Below are 17,337 nucleotides of genomic sequence, written 5' to 3'. Positions count from 1 at the left end.
GCTGGTTGTCGATACGGCGGGATTCGTGACGCTCGGTACCAAGCACGTGGAGGCCGCCGAGTTCCGTCACTCCGGGGCCAAGCGCAATGTCGGTACCACGACCGGCCATGTTGGTCGCAATCGTCACCTTGCCCGCGTGGCCCGCGTACTGGATGATTTCGGCTTCGCGGCTGTGGTTCTTCGCGTTCAGCACCTCGTGCGGAATGCCTTCCTTTTCAAGGAGGCCGTGGAGGTGTTCGGACTTCTCGATGGAAGCCGTACCCACGAGGAGCGGTTGGCCCTTCTCGTGGCGCGTCTTGATTTCTGCGACAATCGCCTTCCACTTGGCATCTTCCGACTTGTAGACCAGGTCCTGTTCGTCCTTGCGGATGCAGGGCTTGTTGGTCGGGATGACCCAGGTGTTCATGTTGTAAATCTTGATGAATTCCGTCGCTTCGGTTTCGGCCGTACCGGTCATGCCCGAAAGCTTCTTGTACATGCGGAAGTAGTTCTGGAACGTGATGGTCGCAAGCGTCTGGTTCTCGCGGCGGATCTGCACCTTTTCCTTGGCCTCGATGGCCTGGTGCATGCCGTTACTGTAGCGGCGGCCTTCCATGAGACGGCCCGTGTTCTCGTCCACGATCACGATCTCGCCGTCGCGCACGATGTAGTCCACGTCCTTCTCGTAGAGGTGCCATGCACGGAGCGCCTGGTCGAGGAAGTGCACCCAGTCGGCATGTTCGCCGTAGAGGTTCGTAATCTGCATCAGGCTCTCGACATGGTTCACGCCCTTCTCGGTGAGCTGGATGTTCTTGTCCTTCTCGTCGACGGAGAAATCCTTGTTCTTCACGAGCTTCTGCGCAATCTCGTTGGCCTTCGCATACTTGTCGGTCGCATCTTCGGCAGGGCCGCTGATGATGAGCGGAGTACGGGCTTCGTCAATCAAGATGGAGTCCACTTCGTCGACGATGCAGAAGTTGAGTTCGCGCTGCACCAGCTGGGACGGGTCGACCGCCATGTTGTCGCGCAGGTAGTCGAAGCCGAACTCGTTGTTGGTACCGTAGGTCACGTCGCTGTTATAGCTAATGCGGCGCTGTTCGGAATCGAGCCCGTTCACGATAAGGCCCACGGTGAGCCCGAGGAACTTGTACACGAGGCCCATCTGCTTCGCGTCACGGCCGGCGAGGTAGTCGTTCACCGTCACCACGTGCACGCCGTGGCCGCCGAGGCCGTTCAGGTAGACGGGGAGGGCTGCGGCGAGGGTCTTACCTTCACCGGTCGCCATTTCGGCAATCGCACCCTCGTGAAGCACGAGGCCACCGATCATCTGCACGTCGAAGGGCATCATGCGGAACGGCTTCACCGACTCGGGGTAGAGTTCGCGCACCTTCGCGTAGAGGGCGGCGGGCAGGTAGACTTCCCATTCGTTCTTGCCGCTAGCAAGTTCGGCCTTGGCCGTTTCCACCGCGCCCTGGAGTTCAGGACCGAGGCGGCTGAAGTCGAAACCGAATTCGGGCTTGAAGATGTTGAAGATACCCAAGCGGCGGTCGCAGGCTTCCTGGCACACGGCGAAGGCTTCGACCTTGATGTCCTCGAGGGAGGCGCCGTTGTTGAGTTTTTCGCGGAATTCCGCGCTCTTCGCAGCGAGCGCCGCATCGTCCAGCGCCTCGAGGGCGGCACGCGCCTCGTGAATCTTGGCAATGACCGGACGGAGTTGCTTTACCTTGCGTTCGTGGGGAGTCCCGAAAACCTTGTGAAGTACGGTATCTACTATGCTCATCGTATTCCTTTATAACGGCCGCAGGCACACCTGTAGCCACAATTAAAAATTACGGACACAATTTAGCATAATTCATGCCAGCGTGTCAGCGTTTATATCTGAAACAACAGTGAAAATAGTGAAAGGGGCCGCGCGCAATGCACAGCCCCTCCCAAGGAGTAAAAACTGGATTACTTTGCGAGTTTCTTCGCGGCTTCCTTGCGGAACTCGTCCATGATCTTGTCGATGGCGAGGTTGTAGGCCTTCACGGAACGGTCGTCACGCAGGTCCACGTAGTTGTGGTGAATCTTCGCGGATTCGCTGCCTTCGATCTGCTTCCAGCCGCGGTCGGTGAAGAGCACCTTTTCGCCGTTCTTGTCGATCATCGCGACATTCACGAGCACGATCGGGGTCACGTTGCTCGTAATCTTGGTCATCATGCCGGTTTCGTAGTAGAAGTAAAATTCTGCAACAGCGATAGCGTCGACACCGAGGGACTGGCACATCTTGCCGAGGGCGCGGTGGACAGGGGCTTCGATGCGTTCGCCGTTCACCCAGGTATAGCCTTCGGGCACGACCTTGTCGAAGGAAAGTTCATACATGCCTCTTGCGGGCACGCGGCGCTTGCCGTCGCGGGGAGCAACCTTGTTCGCAAAGTCCTCGACCTTGCCCCAGGTATCCTTGTTCTCGAAGAAGGCCTTCACCTCTTCGTTGTCGAGCACAGTCTCGAACGGAATCACGCTCCAGCCTTCGATGCCGTTGAGCGCCTGGAAAAGGGCGTTCGCGCCGTGGGTGGCGATGTTCACCTGCGGCTCGTTGATCATCTCGACATTGTCCTTGATAATGTTGCCGACGACGGAAAGGAGGTTTTCCTTGTTGCCCTTCACGGATTCGATATCTTCGTAATCTTCGCTACCGGTAACGCTCAGGATGGCGACCTTTTTCACGTTGTCGATGTCGGGTTTCTTGACGTTCACGCCTGCGCAGGAGCAAAGCAGGAACACGAAAGAGCATAATGCAATGATCTTTTTCATTTTTGTTCTCCTCAGTTGATACAAACTTCGTAGCAGACGTTGGACTTCATCCAGACACCTTTTTTGCCCGCTATGTTCTGTATCAGGTTTGGCACAAATCTAGCAAATAAACTACGCAGTCAACACACTGTGTGGTATAATTTTGTTTACAAAAATAAAAATAAGTTCGCTTTTTTGTTGCAAAAAGCGAACTTATTAAAATTATAACAAAGTATTAAGTATTTTAGTACAACCTTTATTTGTACTCGAAAATCTTGGATTCCTTGGCCACCTCGCCGCTCAGCATGGTGACCTTGATATCAACCTTCGTCGACTTGCCGCGGCGCACCTGCAGCTTGGTGCTGTAGCCAAGGCCGCTCTCGGACGGAATCATCTTGAGCTCGCACGGCTTGCCGTTGACGCTCGCTTCCACGGACTTTATCTGCGACGGGTCGTTGTTCACGACCTTCACCACGTCGAACTCGAGTTCCGGGTAGACCGCGGCACCCTGCGAGACCTTCTTCTTGAAGACGGCCTTGTTGCCGTTTCGCAACTGGATTTTCACTCCCGTCTTCGGGAAGCACTTGAGTTCGCGCTCGATTACGCCGACGGAACTGTCCTCGTTTTCAGGAACAATGCGGTAGGTGTTGACGCCGGGAAGCAGCGGGAAGCTCGCGGCGATATCCCTTTCGAGCATGAGGTCCCTCAGGAGGCTGTCGCCGACGTACACGCGCAACTTGCCGTCATTTCCGTTGAAGCCCGTAGTCGCATAGAGAGCCTCGCACTTGTGCTCGTCGTACCGCATGAACTTGATGCGGCGATCGACCCTGTAGACAAACGAGATATTGCCGCACTCGAACGTATTCTTCTCCACGGAGCAGGTCATGCGGAACTTCTTCTCGCCAAAAGCGCCGTCCGCCCAGCTCGGGGTGAAGCGCAACGTCTGGCCGCTAGATTCGAACGTCTCGGAACCGAGCGTGACCGTCACGCCGGGAGAGCAGAGAGCCTCGATGGTGACCGTATTCGTCGAGATGACGGGAGGCACGGAATAGAGGCGGCACTTGTACTGGAGCCTCAGGTCCTCGTTCCTCTTCTCGATCTTCGCGTCGATTTCCCTTGCGCTCGCCTGGATATCCTCGACCGACTTCGCGGTGTCGTCCACGGCGGCACTGAGCGTCTTGATGAAGTCTAGGTCGCCCGCGTTCTTGGCCTCGACTACAACGGGAGCCTGCCCCTTGCGGAAGGCCACGTACTGCTGCGCCTTCACGGAAATTTCCTTACCGTCCTCATCCATCACCATCTCGCCGCTGTTGAGGGCGCCGTAGGGGAGGCCGCCTTCCGTAACGCCGATGACACCGTCCGTACCGCGGATCGATGCAGTCGCCGTACCGGTCCTGAACCTGAACTTGCTCTGCGGCCCCTTCTGCTTCTGGGCGTCAAACCGGAGCATGCCCTTCTTGACTTCCACCTCGGAGACCTGCGAATCCTTGATCATCAGAATCTGCGAGAACTCGACCAGCGCGTTCTCCTCGATGGAGATAGTACTGCCGTCGGGCATCGAAATCAGCACGCCCGATTCAATTTCCGTCTGGATGACATCCTTTTCCTGGACCTTCGCACCCACGCGGAGACTGGCCCAGTCCCCTTTTCCCTTTTTCTTGAACGAGACGTCCCCAAGAACAGAACGCACCTTGCCACTCTGGGGAGCGGCCAGCGAGAGCGTGACACCCAAAATCACCCATAGCGTTAAGCTTCTCAACATAGATACAGCCTCTCGGGATAAGACAACAACTACGCCCATAGGGCGCAACACACGCTATAAATATAATCACTATTTTCCGAAAAGGCTCGCGATATAATATTCCAAGGCAATATATTTGGGGTATCCGCGGGCTAGAACACGCGGACAACCGCGTTCAGCGACATCGTGTAGCGGGCGTCGCCGCCACGAACCAGGGCGAAGTCCAGGGGGTAGAGTTCGAGGCCGAACCGCCCGCCCGAAGTGCGCCAGGCGACCCCGAGGTTCGAGCGGAACATGAACGATTCGAAGTCGTAGTCGTTGTTGTCTTCCTCCATCCTGTAGAGACCGTAGACCGGCTCGCCGTCCGCATCGTAAAGATCCTCCTCGACGCGCCACGGGTAGTAGAGGCCTTCGACCGTCCCTTCCTCCCAGTGCAGCAGGAACATGAAGTTGGCGATCAGGTTGAACCCGTAAGCAAGGGGGGCGTCGAAATTCACCAGCAGCCCTTCGGAAAGTTCGTCGAAGTCGTACTCCGCGCAGTCGCAGCACATCGAATGGCTTGTCGCGACCTCGATCATGGCGCCCACGCCCAAGTAGGGGGTCAGCGGCTTCACCAGCGAAAGCGACCAGCCTAAGGATGTCGTGGACTCCGACCAGCCGCCAAGCAGGGGGCCCGTCTTGACGTCGAAGGTTTTCCAGGATATGCCGGACGCCGAGGCAGCCGACACGAGAATGAAGATGATAGCTCCTAACTTTTTCATAATGGTAGCTCCTAACTTTTGATATTGGAAAATATACAACTATCACACTCAAACTAGCGCATTTATTTGTAACAAAAAAAAAAAACAAGCGTTTTTTTTTGCTTTTTCGCATCATATGAAACATGCCCCTTCATATAGATTTTTGTTGATAACATGTTTACAATTTAAAGGGCGCCTAAATGCGCAATTTCCAAACCTCACAAGTTATCCACATGAGCAAATGACGTTTCACGTGAAACATCCCCAAAAACAGGCACCTATCCCCAACTTTATCCACGTCCATCATATGTTTTCAGACCATACATCGAAATTTAGTTAATAGAATGTTTACAATCATATCAACATCCGAAAATGACGACCCTATGAAATAAGCCCCGACGAGGAGGCCGTCGAGGCAAATTTTTCTGCCGGGCAATCCGCGCGGCAGGAGTTTCACGTGAAACTAGCGCCTAGAATTTCACGACTTTCGGAGCCGCCGTAAAGCTGTAGAACGTAGCGGTCGCGTCCTTGAAGTAGAGCGTCTCGGTGTTGTCGTCGTCGGGGGAGTACATCGACTTGAGCTCGGGGTAGTGCTCCAGCATGTCGACCTTCGGTTCGCGGCGGTCGTCGCGGACCAGGGTACCGGCGACGCGGACCCACTCGTTACCGGCGGCGTTCATCGCGCAGATTTCGACCTTGCCGTTCTTCTGGATCTGCTTGGAGCAGTCCTTCGACTTGCCGGTCTGGATATAGAGCTTACCCTCGAAAATGTTGGCGGTTCCGAACGGGCGGACGCGCGGCTGGTCGCCGTCGGCCGTCGCGAGGAAATACGCACCACATGCCTTGAGAAATTTTACGACTTCTTCCATAAGATGTTCCTTTTTTTTGAAAAAATTCAATACTTGTTTGCTAAAATATAGATTATTATACCCACATACCAATGCCTACCGGCAAGTTAAACAATATATGGAAATAAGGACTCTTCGTCCGTACCAGATAGCCCACCCTGACATTGAATATGTCGATGATTGTCCCGATACAGAGCGAAAAGCCGTAATCAAAGCCAGTCTCGTTAATGTAGCCCAGTTCTGGACCTAGGGAAAACTTGAACGAGATGCCCCTTTCGTAGAAATATAGGATATTTGGCTGCAGCAGGAAGTTGAACCCGTCCGCAAAAAACGCATGCGTCCCAATAGTCCACAACCAAATGTGACTTGGTATAAAACTGGAATCATCACCTTTAATGTATATATAATTCCAATCACCAAAAACCCAATCTGCTCCAAAAGCGAAACCTGTGCCGCCTCCCAGGTACATATTCCAAGGAACCAATTCCCGAAAGAAAGTTTTTCCAGAGTTCTGCTGCACCCTAGTGGAATCCTGCGCTACATTGGGGGCCTGTTCCTCGTTGGCAAATGAGATGCCCGCCATCACGAGTACCATTAGAAAGGGTAAAAATAAACGATAAAACTTCATTTTTTTTCAAGACGCTTTCGCCATCACTTCTCGATAAATTTTCAACATCTGTTCACCGAAACAGCAGAAGATGACCTTCTTGACTTTCTGCGCCGGGAATTCGCGGACGCTCTTTACCGCAATCTCGGTAGCGGCCTCCCAGGGGTAGCCATAAACTCCACAAGAAATAGCGGGGAAGGCGACCGTCTCGCAGCCGTTCTCCTCGGCCAAATCGAGGCAACTTTTGTAGCAGGATTCCAGCAGTTCGGGTTCGCCGTGCAGGCCATCCCGGTAGATGGGACCCGGAGTATGGATGACGAACTTTGCCGGGAGCCTGAAGCCGGGGGTAATTATCGCCTTGCCCGTTTCGCAACCGTTCAGGGGGATGCACGCCTTCAAAAGATCCGGGCCTGCCGCCCGGTGGATTGCGCCGTCCACACCGCCGCCACCCAGCAGCGAACAGTTCGCCGCATTCACGATGGCATCCACCGCAAGCTTGGTGATGTCGCCCTGGATAATCTCGATTTCTACCATATTGGCCTCCTATATATAATATACCTAATTATACCACATGATAAGCAGTACCGTTATGAAAATGGCCGCAATGAGGGAACACACGGGAACCTCCCTGAAATAGTCCTGTCGGCAATATATAAACTTCTAGAGTCAAATAATGTCATCCGTCATTTTCTTGCGAAAAATTCCATGAAATTATATATATTATCTGCAGGAGAACATTTTGGGGTTATCATGAGGCTTTACGGTATTGCAATCCTTTTACTGGCGAGCGCGCCACTTTCGCTCGCACAGCTCCTGCCACAAAAGCAGGCAGAGGCGCCGGCCACCGACCGCGCCATGATATTCAAGGTGGACAATAGCGACAAGGCCGAGGCTTCGGATTCGAGCTCCAGGAAAATCAATCCCTCCATAAAAGAGCAAGAAAAAGGAAATTACTTGAAAAATTCACTCATTTGGACGGGGCTCTGCGTCACGGGCGCAGCCCTCTCGGCAGCATTCGGTGGACACGGCCCCATCTGGTGCGACCCAAATTCACCAGCAAAGTTCTAGAAATATATTTGCGGACTAATGTTGAAAGTTTTGAATCACCTCATTGTTTCACGTGAAACACGCACAAGGTTTCCAAGCAAAAATGTGCTTGCACATTTTTATTTGGGAACCGCAGGGTGTTGGCCTATGGTGAAACCAGAGGCCCAACATGCCTAGCATGTTGGTTTCATGACCAAGCATGTAGGCTCCGAAAGCGCCCAACATAAATCTTTTATTATATTTCCTCATATGAAAAAACTCATTCTTATTCTCGCCACTCTGGCATTATTCACCCAGTCTTTTGCTGACTGCATCCATACAGTTTTTGAATATGAACAGGCAACAATCGCTGGTTACGACAAGAGCTTTGACGGCCTGCTATTTGACAGCATGTATGTAGACAAAGGCACTGCCAATACCAGGGGGAACTCCATCTATATCCTGAAGTACTATCGGACCGGCGATAAAGTCGACAGCGCCTACGAAGCGAATCTCCGCAACGGGGAATGGCAATACAAGACTACCATAAATCCTGACTCGGTAGTTTTCGATATCGACCATGTAGAAAATAACTGGACCATTATAGGATCGGTAAATGGAGTGAGCGACACAATTAGTATCTACTTTGACGGGGACTCCCTGGCCATTACCAGCACTGACGAAGCCGGTAAGTACACTAATATATATGTCATGGGAAATGATACCCTCTTCAGGCGTTCTGAAAGCGAAATTATCGTCAACGACGAGAAGGACACCAACACCTGCTATGTGAAGGATAGTCGCGACGACTACGTGACCACCTGGTACCGTTACGATACTGAAGTTAAAAATGACAGGGTCATTGTTAGCAAGACTTATATCGAAGATGGGCTAGACCACAAGGTGATGACTTACTTCATGTTCCGTCGAAAAGCAGGAACCGATGCAATCCTCCGCAAGGTTCGTCCGGCAGTCAATTACAAAAATGCAAGACACTTCGACCTACTCGGTCGCCCCGCCCAGGGAAAATACACTGTAGAATTTTTGAAGTAAGTTCACAGCATCTCAACATCTATCAAAAAGTTATTAACGGATATTTTAAAAAAGTGAAAGGGCGCCGATGTCGGCGTTCTCTTTTTTTTGTGAGATATACTAAATTGTTTGGACACTTCGTGTCCTACATGCTCATGCTCGGTCATGCCGGTGTGCAAGCACCCCGTCGCGACACTCGCTATCGCATGTTTCACGTGGAACAAATAATGGGTTATAAAACAAACATAGAGCAGCAGAATCTTCTGAACCAGTTCCTGAAGGGGTATGGTGTGCAGTTGTCCGAAGAGACGCTGGGTAAGCTCTATGACTTTGCCGACCTGGTGGTGGAAACCAAGCAATTCGGCAACTTGATTTCAGCGAAGGATTCCGAGAAATTCTTGAGCCGCCACATCGCCGACTCGCTCGTTCCCTATATATATATAGACGAAAGACGAAAGACGAAAGACGAAAGATTATTTGAAGAGAAAGACGAAAGAGGTACCCTATCGTCTATCGTCTACCAGCGAAGCGATCTTTCGTCTAAGACATGGGCTGATATGGGTGCTGGTGCAGGCTGTCCGGTCTTCCCGCTCGCCATCACGATGCCCGAGGTGCAGTTCTATGCGGTGGAGCCCCGCCACATGCGCGTGGAGTTCATGAACTACGCGAAGGAAAAACTGCAGCTCAAGAACCTGACCGTAGTAGGTAAGCGCTTCGAGACTTCGGGCCTTGCCGACCTGGACTTCATCAGCTGCCGCGCCCTCTCGACTTTCGAAAACGACTGGGAACGTGCGCAGCCCGCCCTCAAGAAGGGCGGACTCTTCGTCACTCTAAAAAGTTTCAATAGCATTTCACACCTGGAAAACGACCCGGCAGTCAACATCTGGAAATACAAGCTGCCGAACGAAGAACAGGATTACGCCTTAGTCACTCGAGGTAATAAATGAGTAAAGTGATAGCAGTATGCAACCAGAAGGGCGGCGTGGGCAAAACCACGACGGCCGTGAACCTGGCTGCAAGTTTTGCCGCTCTCGAAAAGAAGACACTCCTTATCGACATGGACCCGCAGGGCAACGCCTCGCAGGGTCTCGGCTTTACCGAGTCGCAGGAGATGGACATCCACGAAATTTTGGATATGGCCGAAAACCCTGACAACATGACTCTCGAAAACATCATGCCGGCCGTCTCGGATACATCGCTGGATTTCTTGAAAGTCATCACTTCGGGACCGGACCTCGCTGTCATGGAAATTGAACTCGTGAACGCCATGAGCCGCGAACACAGGCTCGAACGCGTCCTCAACGTGCTCAAGAACCAGTTCGAATTCATCATCATCGATGCTCCCCCGAGCCTGAACCTCCTTACGCTGAACGTGCTCACGGCCGCGACCAGCGTGCTCATCCCGGTGCAGTGCGAATACTACGCCCTGCAGGGCATGACCGAACTTTTCAAGACCATCCGCGAGGTGCAGAAGAACCTGAACGGCAACCTCAAAATCGAAGGCGCCCTCCTCACGATGTTCGACAACCGCGTGAGCCTCTCCAAGCAGGTGGCCGAAGAAGTGCGCGAAAACCTCTCCGACACGGTTTTCCAGACGATGATCCCGAGAAACGTCCGACTGAGCGAGGCGCCCAGCCATGGCAAGCCGGTTATCCTGTACGATGTGCAGAGCACGGGCTCGCAGGCCTACATGAAGCTCGCAGAGGAAATCCTGAACAAGGGCAAGTAAAACCTACAACCTTTTTCAACACGCATATATATTATGGGAAAAAAATCTTTCGCCCTCGGCCGCGGACTTTCCGCCATCATGAAGGACCACGACATCAATTTCAAAGGTGAACAGACGGACACTATCAACAATCCTGCCGAAAATAGCGAAAAGTTCGAGAAGATTGTTGAAATCTCGATCGACCTTATCGACCCGAACCCGTTCCAGCCACGCAAGGCATTCGACGACGAAGAACTTTCCGAACTGGCCGAGTCCATCAAGCAGCAGGGTCTCATCCAACCGATCGCGCTGCGCAAGGTGGGGGAACGCTACCAGATTATCAGCGGCGAACGCCGTACCCGTGCAAGCAAGCTCGCGGGCCTGTCCACAATCAAGGCGCAGGTTTTCGAAAATCTCGACGACAAGGCGATGGCGGAATGGGCGCTCATCGAGAACATCCAGCGCGTCGACCTGAACCCGGTCGAAATTGCACGTTCCTATCAACAGCTAATCGATAAGCACGGCTATACGCACGAAGACCTCTCCAAGATTGTGAGCAAGTCGCGCTCCGCGATTACCAACAGCCTCCGCCTCCTCAAGCTCCCGGAACAGGTGCTCTTGTGGATAGAGGAAGGAAAGCTGAACAGCGGCGCCGCCCGCGCCCTCTGCAGCGACAAGATCGGCGACCCCGAATCGCTCGCGGAACGCATCATCGAGGAAGGCCTCAACGTGCGCCAGATCGAGGCGATTATCCGTGGCGACGACGACAGGGACGAAGAACAGGGCGACGGACCGGCCAAGAAGCCCGAGACCCCCGCGAAGCCCAAGCCCGAACTCAGCGCCGACATGAAACAGTTCGAGACCAGACTCGAGACGTTCTTCGGCACTAAGGTCCAGCTGAACCCGAGCGCATCGGACAGCGGCAAGGGGACCATCGTCATCAACTACTACTCCATGGACGACCTGACCCGCATCCAGGAAATCATGGAAAACCGCTAACGGTAGAATCGTGAAAGGCAAGTATTACACCATACAAATTATCCCGGAAGATTCGCACGAGATAAAGAAGTTCAAGATATCCACAAGGTGGTTCGTCTTCTTGCGGATTTTCCTCGTGGTGTTCATAGCCGTATCCGGAGTTTTCATCTATAACCTGGGCAAGATGAACAAGATCATCGCAAGCTACGAGAAGATGCGCGTCTCGAATGCCCAGATTATCAAGAAGAACCAGAACTACGAGGAAATGCTCATGCGTCTCGATTCGCTCTGGATAATGGAAAACAGGATCCAGAACATCTTCGAGACCTTCATCGAGAACGATTCCAACAAGATCAACAGCATCATCGACAGGAACCTGTTCACGCATACCCCCTCCAAGAAGAACGAGCTCAACTTCGAGGGCGGCTATACATGGATCCCGCTCGAAGAAAAGCTCAGGATCGAAAAAATCCCGGACATCATCCCGGTCGTCGGGCTTGTCAGCAAGAAGTTTTCCGAAGAGACGGGACACCAGGGAACGGACTTTTCGGCCCAGGCAGGGAGCCCCGTCTTCGCTACGGGCAGCGGGATGGTGGAATCCGCGGGCAAGATGGGCGAACTCGGCAACACGATTGTCATCAACCACGGAAACGGTTTTACGACGAGCTACTCGCACCTCGAGAGCATCAAGACCCGCAAGGGAAGCTCTGTCCGCAAGGGCGACGTCATAGGTTCGGTCGGCCAGACAGGCGCAGCAACCGGGCCGCACCTACACTATTCAATCAAGAAGGACGGAGTTCCCCAGGACCCCGAAACATTTATCAACTACTAAGAGGCTAAAATGGCTACAAAAGAACAGGAAATTACCCAAATCGGCGGCAGTGTCACTATCAAGGGCGACATCAGCGGCAAGAGCGATGTGCGCATTGCAGGCAATGTTAACGGCAGCATCAACATCAACGGCGAGCTCATCGTCGAACGCAGCGGCTATATCGAGGGCGAAATCAAGGCGACCAACACGGTCATTGCCGGTTCCATCAAGGGCAACATCGACGTCGCGGAAAAGCTCATCCTGGAAAGCACGTCCAAGTTCGTGGGCAATATCAAAACCAAGCAGCTCATTATCCAGGAAGGCGCCATCTTCCAGGGCAACTGCCAGATGGGCGTTTCCGCACAGGCAGCCCAGCCCAAGGAGAAGGTATAGCCCTTTACCCACACACCTATCATAATAATCAATCTATTTATATAAAAGATTATGATTATGGTGGAGTGAATAGTGGATAAATATTCCGGCTATGACGTGTATCTTTGTGCAGGATAACAAGTTATGAAAAAATCACAACCGTTTATAGATGTTGAAAACTCGAATCCTGCTCACAATTTTCAATGTTGACAGATGTTGGACGCGTGTTCTTGACATCTGTCAACAGAAAAGTCACTCCGGGATATTGAAAAAAAGGAATTTTTTCGAGCCGCATGTTGAGCAAGGTCACATTTCAATCAAAAAAAATTATTTTCTTGTTTTACATGCTAGTATAATTTATATTATTACAAACGTTGTATGGCAGCTAATTTGTTGAAGATAGGTCAGATATCGGATTCTCACATCGGCGAGAATACTGAGCTTGTTCAGGGCATAGATGTCCGTGCCAATTTTTTCAAGGCGCTGAAGTCTGAGTCCATGAAGGATATCGACCTCCTGGTGCTTTCCGGCGACCTCGCCAACGAGGACGCCGAACCTGGAGCATACAAGTTTTTCGTGGATTCGCTCAAGGACTATCCTGTCCCGGTCTGCATCATTCCGGGGAACCACGACCGTATCGAAGTCATGCAGCAGTATTTCGACCTCGAAGTCCATAACGGCAAGTGCTATTACCGCTACGACATCAAGGGTCGTTCCATCTTCTTTATCGACAGTGCCTGCGGCGAGGTTTCGCGTGACCAGCTCGACTGGCTCAAGGCGGAAGTCCCGAAAGTGGAAGGCGAAGTGCTCCTGTTCATGCACCATCCGCCATGCTTCTGCGACCACAAGTTCATGGACTTGCGCTATCACCTAAGGAACATGGTCGAGGTGCAGGAAGTCCTGCTCGGTTTCAAGAACCTGAACCATGTGTTCTGCGGCCACTACCACCACGAATTCGAGAAGAGCTTCGGGCACGTGGTTGTCCATGCTGCACCTTCCACCCAGATGCAGATTGATCCGGACAGGCCGTATTTTACTCTCAAGAGCAGCGAACCCGGCTGGTGCGTAATCGAATGGGGAGACGGCACCCTCAAAAACACCGTGCATTTTTAGTTTTTTTGGCCCCGATACCTTGAAAATGATTCCATGCGTTTCTATATTTGCCCCTACATGGCGGTTTAGCTCAGCGGTAGAGCACTGGAATCATAATCCATTGGTCCGGGGTTCAAATCCCTGAACCGCTATTAAAAAAAGAGGCGCATATGTCGAAAAGGATTCTTGCAATTTCAATTCTGGCTATCGCCTCTTTTTTTGTTGCCTGTGAAGACGAACAGGTGACTCCGCAGGTGGTGCAGAACCAGGCGATAGCGCCCAAGAGCGTGCCTATCGTGCAGGTCGATCCGTTCACTGCCCCGGCCGAACCCGTGGTGACGGCCGACCAGGCGAAGCGCTACGTGAAGGCGAGCGCCGCGCTTGTCGAACTCGGTGTCACCTGGTCCAAGAAAATCGAAGAAGCGAGCGAGGGCGAGAAGGTCCAGATTCTCGATGCCTACAATGTCGCCCGCGACCAGTTGTGTGCCCGAATCGGTCTTGCCGGCATCGCGGAATACAACTGGATTACCGAGGTTGCGCTCCCCAATCCGCGCAATATACCGTTCTTTGAAGCGGCAGGCCTCAAGCGCTAGGCTTCTTAAGGTTTTAAAACAAAAGAACCGCTTTCAGGGGCGGTTCTTTTTGTACATGCCGGAATGTGGCGGCGTGGACGCTACCAGGCGAAGTCGGCAACGATGCGCCATGTCTTGTCGGCGTCGTAGTTGTGGCTGTGGCCCGTGGTGAGGTAGCCCATGTTCAGCTGGTATTCGATGGAGAGGTGGTGCGTGATTTCTATACCGAAGCCGAGCCATACGGCGTATTCGAAATGCGGATGCCTGTTCATGGAATAGTCCCAGTCGCCGAGGACCATCTTCGACATGTCGACTGTTCCGGAGAACGGGTCGACCGCATTTTCATCTTCGTCTTCGAGCCCTTCGACCTTGAATACCTCGACCACGTTCCAGCGCATGGTGAACGTTTCGCTCACAAACGGCTTGAGGATGGGGACGACGGGAGCGCCGAGCCTGAACGAGACGGGCATTTCGAGTCCTGCGTTGTGGTAGGTAATCTTGAAGTCGGGCGCTTCGGTATAGTAGCCCGAGTCGGGTTCGAGGACGTTGTAGTGGTAGAAGGTCCCGAGGCCTATGCTGAAGGCGCCGCCGTCGTAGAAGTAGAAGCGCAGCAGGTAGGCGATTCCGATTTCAAGTCCGTTTCCGTGCAGGTTGTTGACGCGGCCGAGGTCGATGTTGTAGTAGTCGTTCTCGCCGAATTTGCCGTAGGTGATTTCCATGGCCTTGTAGAAGATGCGCCTTTCTTTTTCCTTTTTCGCCTTTTCGGCTTCGGCTGCGGAATCGACGGGCGCGGCTTCCGGCTGGATGCAGGCTTCGGCAGGCGCGGGTGCTGCAGTGTCTGCGCTTGTTGCGGCAGGTTCGGATTCTGCGGTTGCCTGCGGTTCGGGCTCCGGTGTGGGCGCGGGTGCGGGTTTAACCGTATCGAGCGCGGTATCGTGCATTTCGAGCAGGGCGAGCTCCTTGTTCGTGAAGGTGACCGTGTAGCTGCACTTGGCGGCCGCCTTGCATTTCTCGCGCACCTGGTCGGCGATGCTGCGCGCCATCTCGGTGCGGAGGATTTCGGGGCGGTTCTTTTCGAGGCTGTCGAGGCGCGATGTCCTGATGGCGAGGACACTGTCGAGCGATACGATGTCGCGTTCGTTCTGTTCGTGCGCCTTGCACTGGCATTTCGATTCGGTGAGCTGGCAGAAGGCCTTGTGCTGTGTCGCCGCTGCCTTCGCGATGGAATCGGCGATGGCGGCGGAATCGACTGCGGGAACGGGGGTCGCCTTTGCCGTGGTGTCGGAAGCGGCAGCGGAGTCGGTGGCCGGTTCGGGCACGGGTGCGGGCTGTGCGCTTGCCGGGGTCATTGCGGGTATTGCGGCGTTCGGGTCGGCGCAGGTCTTGCAGTTGTCGTTGCACTCCATGGACATGGGCGCAATCGGAAGCACGCTCTGCCTGCGGGTGAGGGAATCGACGGTGAACCTTGCGGCCTTGATTTCGAGCGGCAGCTGCTGGGCCGCCCTCTGCGCGGCATCGCTCACCCCTGTCGTGAGTTCGAGCTTGCTGAGCGGTGTGCGTCCCTTCTCCATCTTTTTGAAGATGCCGTTCTCGAACGTGATGCTGCGGGCGCAGGTGGGCTTGTCGCAACCCGCGAAGATTTCCTTGGCGAGCTTGCGCTGGTTGATTTCGATGGCGGTGTTCGCTGACTTGATGCTGTCGAGGAGCATCTTGCATTGGCATGCGGCTTCGATCTTGTTGCAGGTGCTGTCGCCTGCGGTACATGCCTGGCAGAGGCTTACGCATGCCGGATCCTCGGCCATGGCGGGCGCGGCAAGCATGGCGAACGTCGCGACGGTCATTATTACTTTGTACAAGCTACGCATGACGGCCTCCTCAGAAGATGATGGCGAGGACGACAAATGCAATCGTCGCGATGGAAGAAAGGACTATGGGGAATACGGGAATCTTGCTGCCAGAATCCTGGGCGGGCGCGGGCTCGCACGGTGCGGGTTCGCTTGCCTGTTTGCTTGTGGCGGTCTCCTTGGATTCCGTCTTTTGTTGCGGTGCAGCCTTTTCGGCGGGCTTTGCCTGTACCGGTGCAGGTTCGGGTGCCGCGGGTGCGGGCGCCTCGTCGACGAGGGCGGACTTGTCGCTTTCGGGAGTGGCATTTGCGCTTGCGGTCTGCGCATTCGCAGTGGCTGCCATGAAGGCGAGCGCCAGGACGGAAATCCCGTATGCGGTTGTTGTGGAAATGACTTTGCGATTCATATGGTAAAATCTATATCCTTTTTTGCAAATCGGCAGAATTTTTTTGCGAGATGTCCATGGTTTTACGTTCCGGCGGTGCATTTTTGGATAAAAAGGTTTCGCTTTCGATGCGCCTCTGCGATACGAACCCGAGGCTGCTACCGGTCTTGTGACATAACCCGAACACAAGCCTGACAAAACATTGCAATTAGCTTGAATTTAGAACAAAGTAATAGCCAGCTATTCCAAGCTGTACTACGAATAAAGTGGTTTCTGCATGGTGGACTTTGTAACTTGATTTACAGGGACGGAGGTTCCGTTCCTCAAACAAGGGAGGTCCATCATGAAACGCGTAATGTTGATGATGATTGTTGCCCTCGCTTTGTCGGTCTCGTTTTCGTTTGCAACTGCGACGGGGACGGTGAAGTCCAAAAGGGGAGATCTCGATGTCATGTCCCACAGGGGCGGTGGCAGCGTGGTCTGCACGGCTGGCTTCAACGACGAGTTGGTCATTGTACAGGATGCAGAGACGGAGGTGCTCGTCAAGGGCCGTTGCGGTCAGGGATGGGTGGAGAAGTCGAAAGTCGAGTACGTGGCGAAGGGGCCGGGAAATAATTCCATCGTGCTAACGGAATTCGATATCCGTGGCTGGATCGATAACCCGTCGGCCGTGTTTGTCCTCAAGGACGACAACATGGATTTCGACGGAGTGAAGATCGACCGGGATTTCAAGGAATATCTGACACGGACGGTGGATCGCGAAGAGACCGAAAGGCGTCATGGCGAAAACTAAAATAACGGCCCGCTCATGCGGGCCGTTTCTGTTTTCA

General features: G+C 53.5%; 19 protein-coding genes and 1 tRNA gene. 11 read left to right on the top strand and 9 right to left on the bottom strand.

All coding sequences use genetic code 11. The annotated features are described in order from the left end of the window. The 7 genes from B2952_RS05365 to B2952_RS05335 form a co-directional block, all read right to left on the bottom strand. Window positions 1–1,759, bottom strand: a 1,759-nt coding sequence (locus B2952_RS05365; protein ID WP_290781523.1) for a DEAD/DEAH box helicase, incomplete at its 3' end; no start/stop codon positions are given. 170 nt (window positions 1,760–1,929) lie between these two features. Next, entirely contained in the window at window positions 1,930–2,772 is an 843-nt protein-coding gene (locus tag B2952_RS05360; protein WP_173381343.1) for a hypothetical protein, read from the bottom strand. A 235-nt stretch (window positions 2,773–3,007) separates the two neighbouring features. Further along, window positions 3,008–4,513, bottom strand: coding sequence for a FecR family protein (locus tag B2952_RS05355; RefSeq protein WP_290734025.1), 1,506 nt, complete (start codon window positions 4,511–4,513; stop codon window positions 3,008–3,010). Between the two features lie 131 nt (window positions 4,514–4,644). Further along, complete coding sequence (locus B2952_RS05350; RefSeq protein WP_290734023.1) at window positions 4,645–5,253, bottom strand: hypothetical protein; 609 nt, start codon at window positions 5,251–5,253, stop codon at window positions 4,645–4,647. A 449-nt stretch (window positions 5,254–5,702) separates the two neighbouring features. Further along, a complete protein-coding gene (locus B2952_RS05345; protein ID WP_097035981.1) occupies window positions 5,703–6,101 on the bottom strand; it encodes a pyridoxamine 5'-phosphate oxidase family protein in 399 nt (132 codons plus the stop codon). Window positions 6,102–6,156: 55 nt separating this feature from the next. Next, complete coding sequence (locus tag B2952_RS05340; RefSeq protein WP_290731640.1) at window positions 6,157–6,675, bottom strand: hypothetical protein; 519 nt, start codon at window positions 6,673–6,675, stop codon at window positions 6,157–6,159. Window positions 6,676–6,714: 39 nt separating this feature from the next. After that, complete coding sequence (locus B2952_RS05335) at window positions 6,715–7,221, bottom strand: O-acetyl-ADP-ribose deacetylase (protein WP_290734021.1); 507 nt, start codon at window positions 7,219–7,221, stop codon at window positions 6,715–6,717. Window positions 7,222–7,437: 216 nt separating this feature from the next. On the opposite strand from B2952_RS05335, the gene B2952_RS05330 reads away from it, so the two are divergent. The 10 genes from B2952_RS05330 (at window position 7,438) to B2952_RS05285 (ending at window position 14,299) form a co-directional block, all read left to right on the top strand. Beyond that, window positions 7,438–7,755 carry a hypothetical protein gene (locus B2952_RS05330; protein WP_290734019.1) on the top strand — a complete coding sequence of 106 codons (318 nt, stop codon included), beginning with the start codon at window positions 7,438–7,440 and terminating at the stop codon, window positions 7,753–7,755. A gap of 369 nt (window positions 7,756–8,124) precedes the next feature. Then, a complete protein-coding gene (locus tag B2952_RS05325; protein ID WP_173381336.1) occupies window positions 8,125–8,766 on the top strand; it encodes a hypothetical protein in 642 nt (213 codons plus the stop codon). A gap of 206 nt (window positions 8,767–8,972) precedes the next feature. Next, on the top strand, window positions 8,973–9,692 hold the full coding sequence (locus tag B2952_RS05320) for a 16S rRNA (guanine(527)-N(7))-methyltransferase RsmG (RefSeq protein WP_290734016.1): 720 nt from the start codon (window positions 8,973–8,975) through the stop codon (window positions 9,690–9,692). Next, window positions 9,689–10,474: a ParA family protein gene (locus tag B2952_RS05315; RefSeq protein WP_173366526.1), complete on the top strand. Its 786-nt coding sequence runs from the start codon at window positions 9,689–9,691 to the stop codon at window positions 10,472–10,474. Before B2952_RS05320 ends, B2952_RS05315 begins: the two co-directional genes overlap by 4 nt. Window positions 10,475–10,507: 33 nt before the next feature. Beyond that, on the top strand, window positions 10,508–11,452 hold the full coding sequence (locus B2952_RS05310; protein WP_290734015.1) for a ParB/RepB/Spo0J family partition protein: 945 nt from the start codon (window positions 10,508–10,510) through the stop codon (window positions 11,450–11,452). A gap of 10 nt (window positions 11,453–11,462) precedes the next feature. Then, window positions 11,463–12,263, top strand: coding sequence for a M23 family metallopeptidase (locus tag B2952_RS05305; protein WP_173381333.1), 801 nt, complete (start codon window positions 11,463–11,465; stop codon window positions 12,261–12,263). A 9-nt stretch (window positions 12,264–12,272) separates the two neighbouring features. Then, on the top strand, window positions 12,273–12,635 hold the full coding sequence (locus tag B2952_RS05300; protein WP_290734013.1) for a bactofilin family protein: 363 nt from the start codon (window positions 12,273–12,275) through the stop codon (window positions 12,633–12,635). 357 nt (window positions 12,636–12,992) lie between these two features. After that, window positions 12,993–13,727 carry a metallophosphoesterase gene (locus B2952_RS05295; protein WP_173366530.1) on the top strand — a complete coding sequence of 245 codons (735 nt, stop codon included), beginning with the start codon at window positions 12,993–12,995 and terminating at the stop codon, window positions 13,725–13,727. Window positions 13,728–13,786: 59 nt separating this feature from the next. Beyond that, window positions 13,787–13,858: transfer RNA gene (locus B2952_RS05290), tRNA-Met, on the top strand. Between the two features lie 18 nt (window positions 13,859–13,876). Next, a complete protein-coding gene (locus tag B2952_RS05285) occupies window positions 13,877–14,299 on the top strand; it encodes a hypothetical protein (protein ID WP_290727822.1) in 423 nt (140 codons plus the stop codon). 80 nt (window positions 14,300–14,379) lie between these two features. Here the strand turns inward: B2952_RS05285 and B2952_RS05280 are convergent, their stop codons facing one another. Both B2952_RS05280 and B2952_RS05275 read right to left on the bottom strand, forming a co-directional pair. Further along, window positions 14,380–16,143 carry a hypothetical protein gene (locus B2952_RS05280; RefSeq protein WP_290734011.1) on the bottom strand — a complete coding sequence of 588 codons (1,764 nt, stop codon included), beginning with the start codon at window positions 16,141–16,143 and terminating at the stop codon, window positions 14,380–14,382. Between the two features lie 10 nt (window positions 16,144–16,153). Then, window positions 16,154–16,528, bottom strand: a complete 375-nt coding sequence (locus tag B2952_RS05275) for a hypothetical protein (protein WP_173381331.1) — start codon at window positions 16,526–16,528, stop codon at window positions 16,154–16,156. 322 nt (window positions 16,529–16,850) lie between these two features. Between B2952_RS05275 and B2952_RS05270 the strand changes: the two genes are divergently transcribed. Then, window positions 16,851–17,300 carry a hypothetical protein gene (locus B2952_RS05270; protein WP_290722938.1) on the top strand — a complete coding sequence of 150 codons (450 nt, stop codon included), beginning with the start codon at window positions 16,851–16,853 and terminating at the stop codon, window positions 17,298–17,300. Window positions 17,301–17,337: the final 37 nt, after the last annotated feature.

The organism is Fibrobacter sp. UBA7003, assembly GCA_002449765.1.
Lineage (GTDB): Bacteria > Fibrobacterota > Fibrobacteria > Fibrobacterales > Fibrobacteraceae > Fibrobacter.
Note: the sequence above shows the minus strand (reverse complement) of the source record. Positions and strands in the feature narration are given on the sequence as shown.

Excerpts from the sequence above, each read along its gene's own strand:
- B2952_RS05360 (WP_173381343.1), bottom strand. The coding sequence starts at position 2,772 with ATGAAAAAGATCATTGCATTATGCTCTTTCGTGTTCCTGCTTTGCTCC.
- B2952_RS05355 (WP_290734025.1), bottom strand. The coding sequence starts at position 4,513 with ATGTTGAGAAGCTTAACGCTATGGGTGATTTTGGGTGTCACGCTCTCG.
- B2952_RS05350 (WP_290734023.1), bottom strand. The coding sequence starts at position 5,253 with ATGAAAAAGTTAGGAGCTATCATCTTCATTCTCGTGTCGGCTGCCTCG.
- B2952_RS05345 (WP_097035981.1), bottom strand. The coding sequence starts at position 6,101 with ATGGAAGAAGTCGTAAAATTTCTCAAGGCATGTGGTGCGTATTTCCTC.
- B2952_RS05340 (WP_290731640.1), bottom strand. The coding sequence starts at position 6,675 with ATGGTACTCGTGATGGCGGGCATCTCATTTGCCAACGAGGAACAGGCC.
- B2952_RS05335 (WP_290734021.1), bottom strand. The coding sequence starts at position 7,221 with ATGGTAGAAATCGAGATTATCCAGGGCGACATCACCAAGCTTGCGGTG.
- B2952_RS05330 (WP_290734019.1), top strand. The coding sequence starts at position 7,438 with ATGAGGCTTTACGGTATTGCAATCCTTTTACTGGCGAGCGCGCCACTT.
- B2952_RS05325 (WP_173381336.1), top strand. The coding sequence starts at position 8,125 with ATGTATGTAGACAAAGGCACTGCCAATACCAGGGGGAACTCCATCTAT.
- B2952_RS05320 (WP_290734016.1), top strand. The coding sequence starts at position 8,973 with ATGGGTTATAAAACAAACATAGAGCAGCAGAATCTTCTGAACCAGTTC.
- B2952_RS05315 (WP_173366526.1), top strand. The coding sequence starts at position 9,689 with ATGAGTAAAGTGATAGCAGTATGCAACCAGAAGGGCGGCGTGGGCAAA.
- B2952_RS05310 (WP_290734015.1), top strand. The coding sequence starts at position 10,508 with ATGGGAAAAAAATCTTTCGCCCTCGGCCGCGGACTTTCCGCCATCATG.
- B2952_RS05300 (WP_290734013.1), top strand. The coding sequence starts at position 12,273 with ATGGCTACAAAAGAACAGGAAATTACCCAAATCGGCGGCAGTGTCACT.
- B2952_RS05295 (WP_173366530.1), top strand. The coding sequence starts at position 12,993 with ATGGCAGCTAATTTGTTGAAGATAGGTCAGATATCGGATTCTCACATC.
- B2952_RS05285 (WP_290727822.1), top strand. The coding sequence starts at position 13,877 with ATGTCGAAAAGGATTCTTGCAATTTCAATTCTGGCTATCGCCTCTTTT.
- B2952_RS05280 (WP_290734011.1), bottom strand. The coding sequence starts at position 16,143 with ATGCGTAGCTTGTACAAAGTAATAATGACCGTCGCGACGTTCGCCATG.
- B2952_RS05275 (WP_173381331.1), bottom strand. The coding sequence starts at position 16,528 with ATGAATCGCAAAGTCATTTCCACAACAACCGCATACGGGATTTCCGTC.
- B2952_RS05270 (WP_290722938.1), top strand. The coding sequence starts at position 16,851 with ATGAAACGCGTAATGTTGATGATGATTGTTGCCCTCGCTTTGTCGGTC.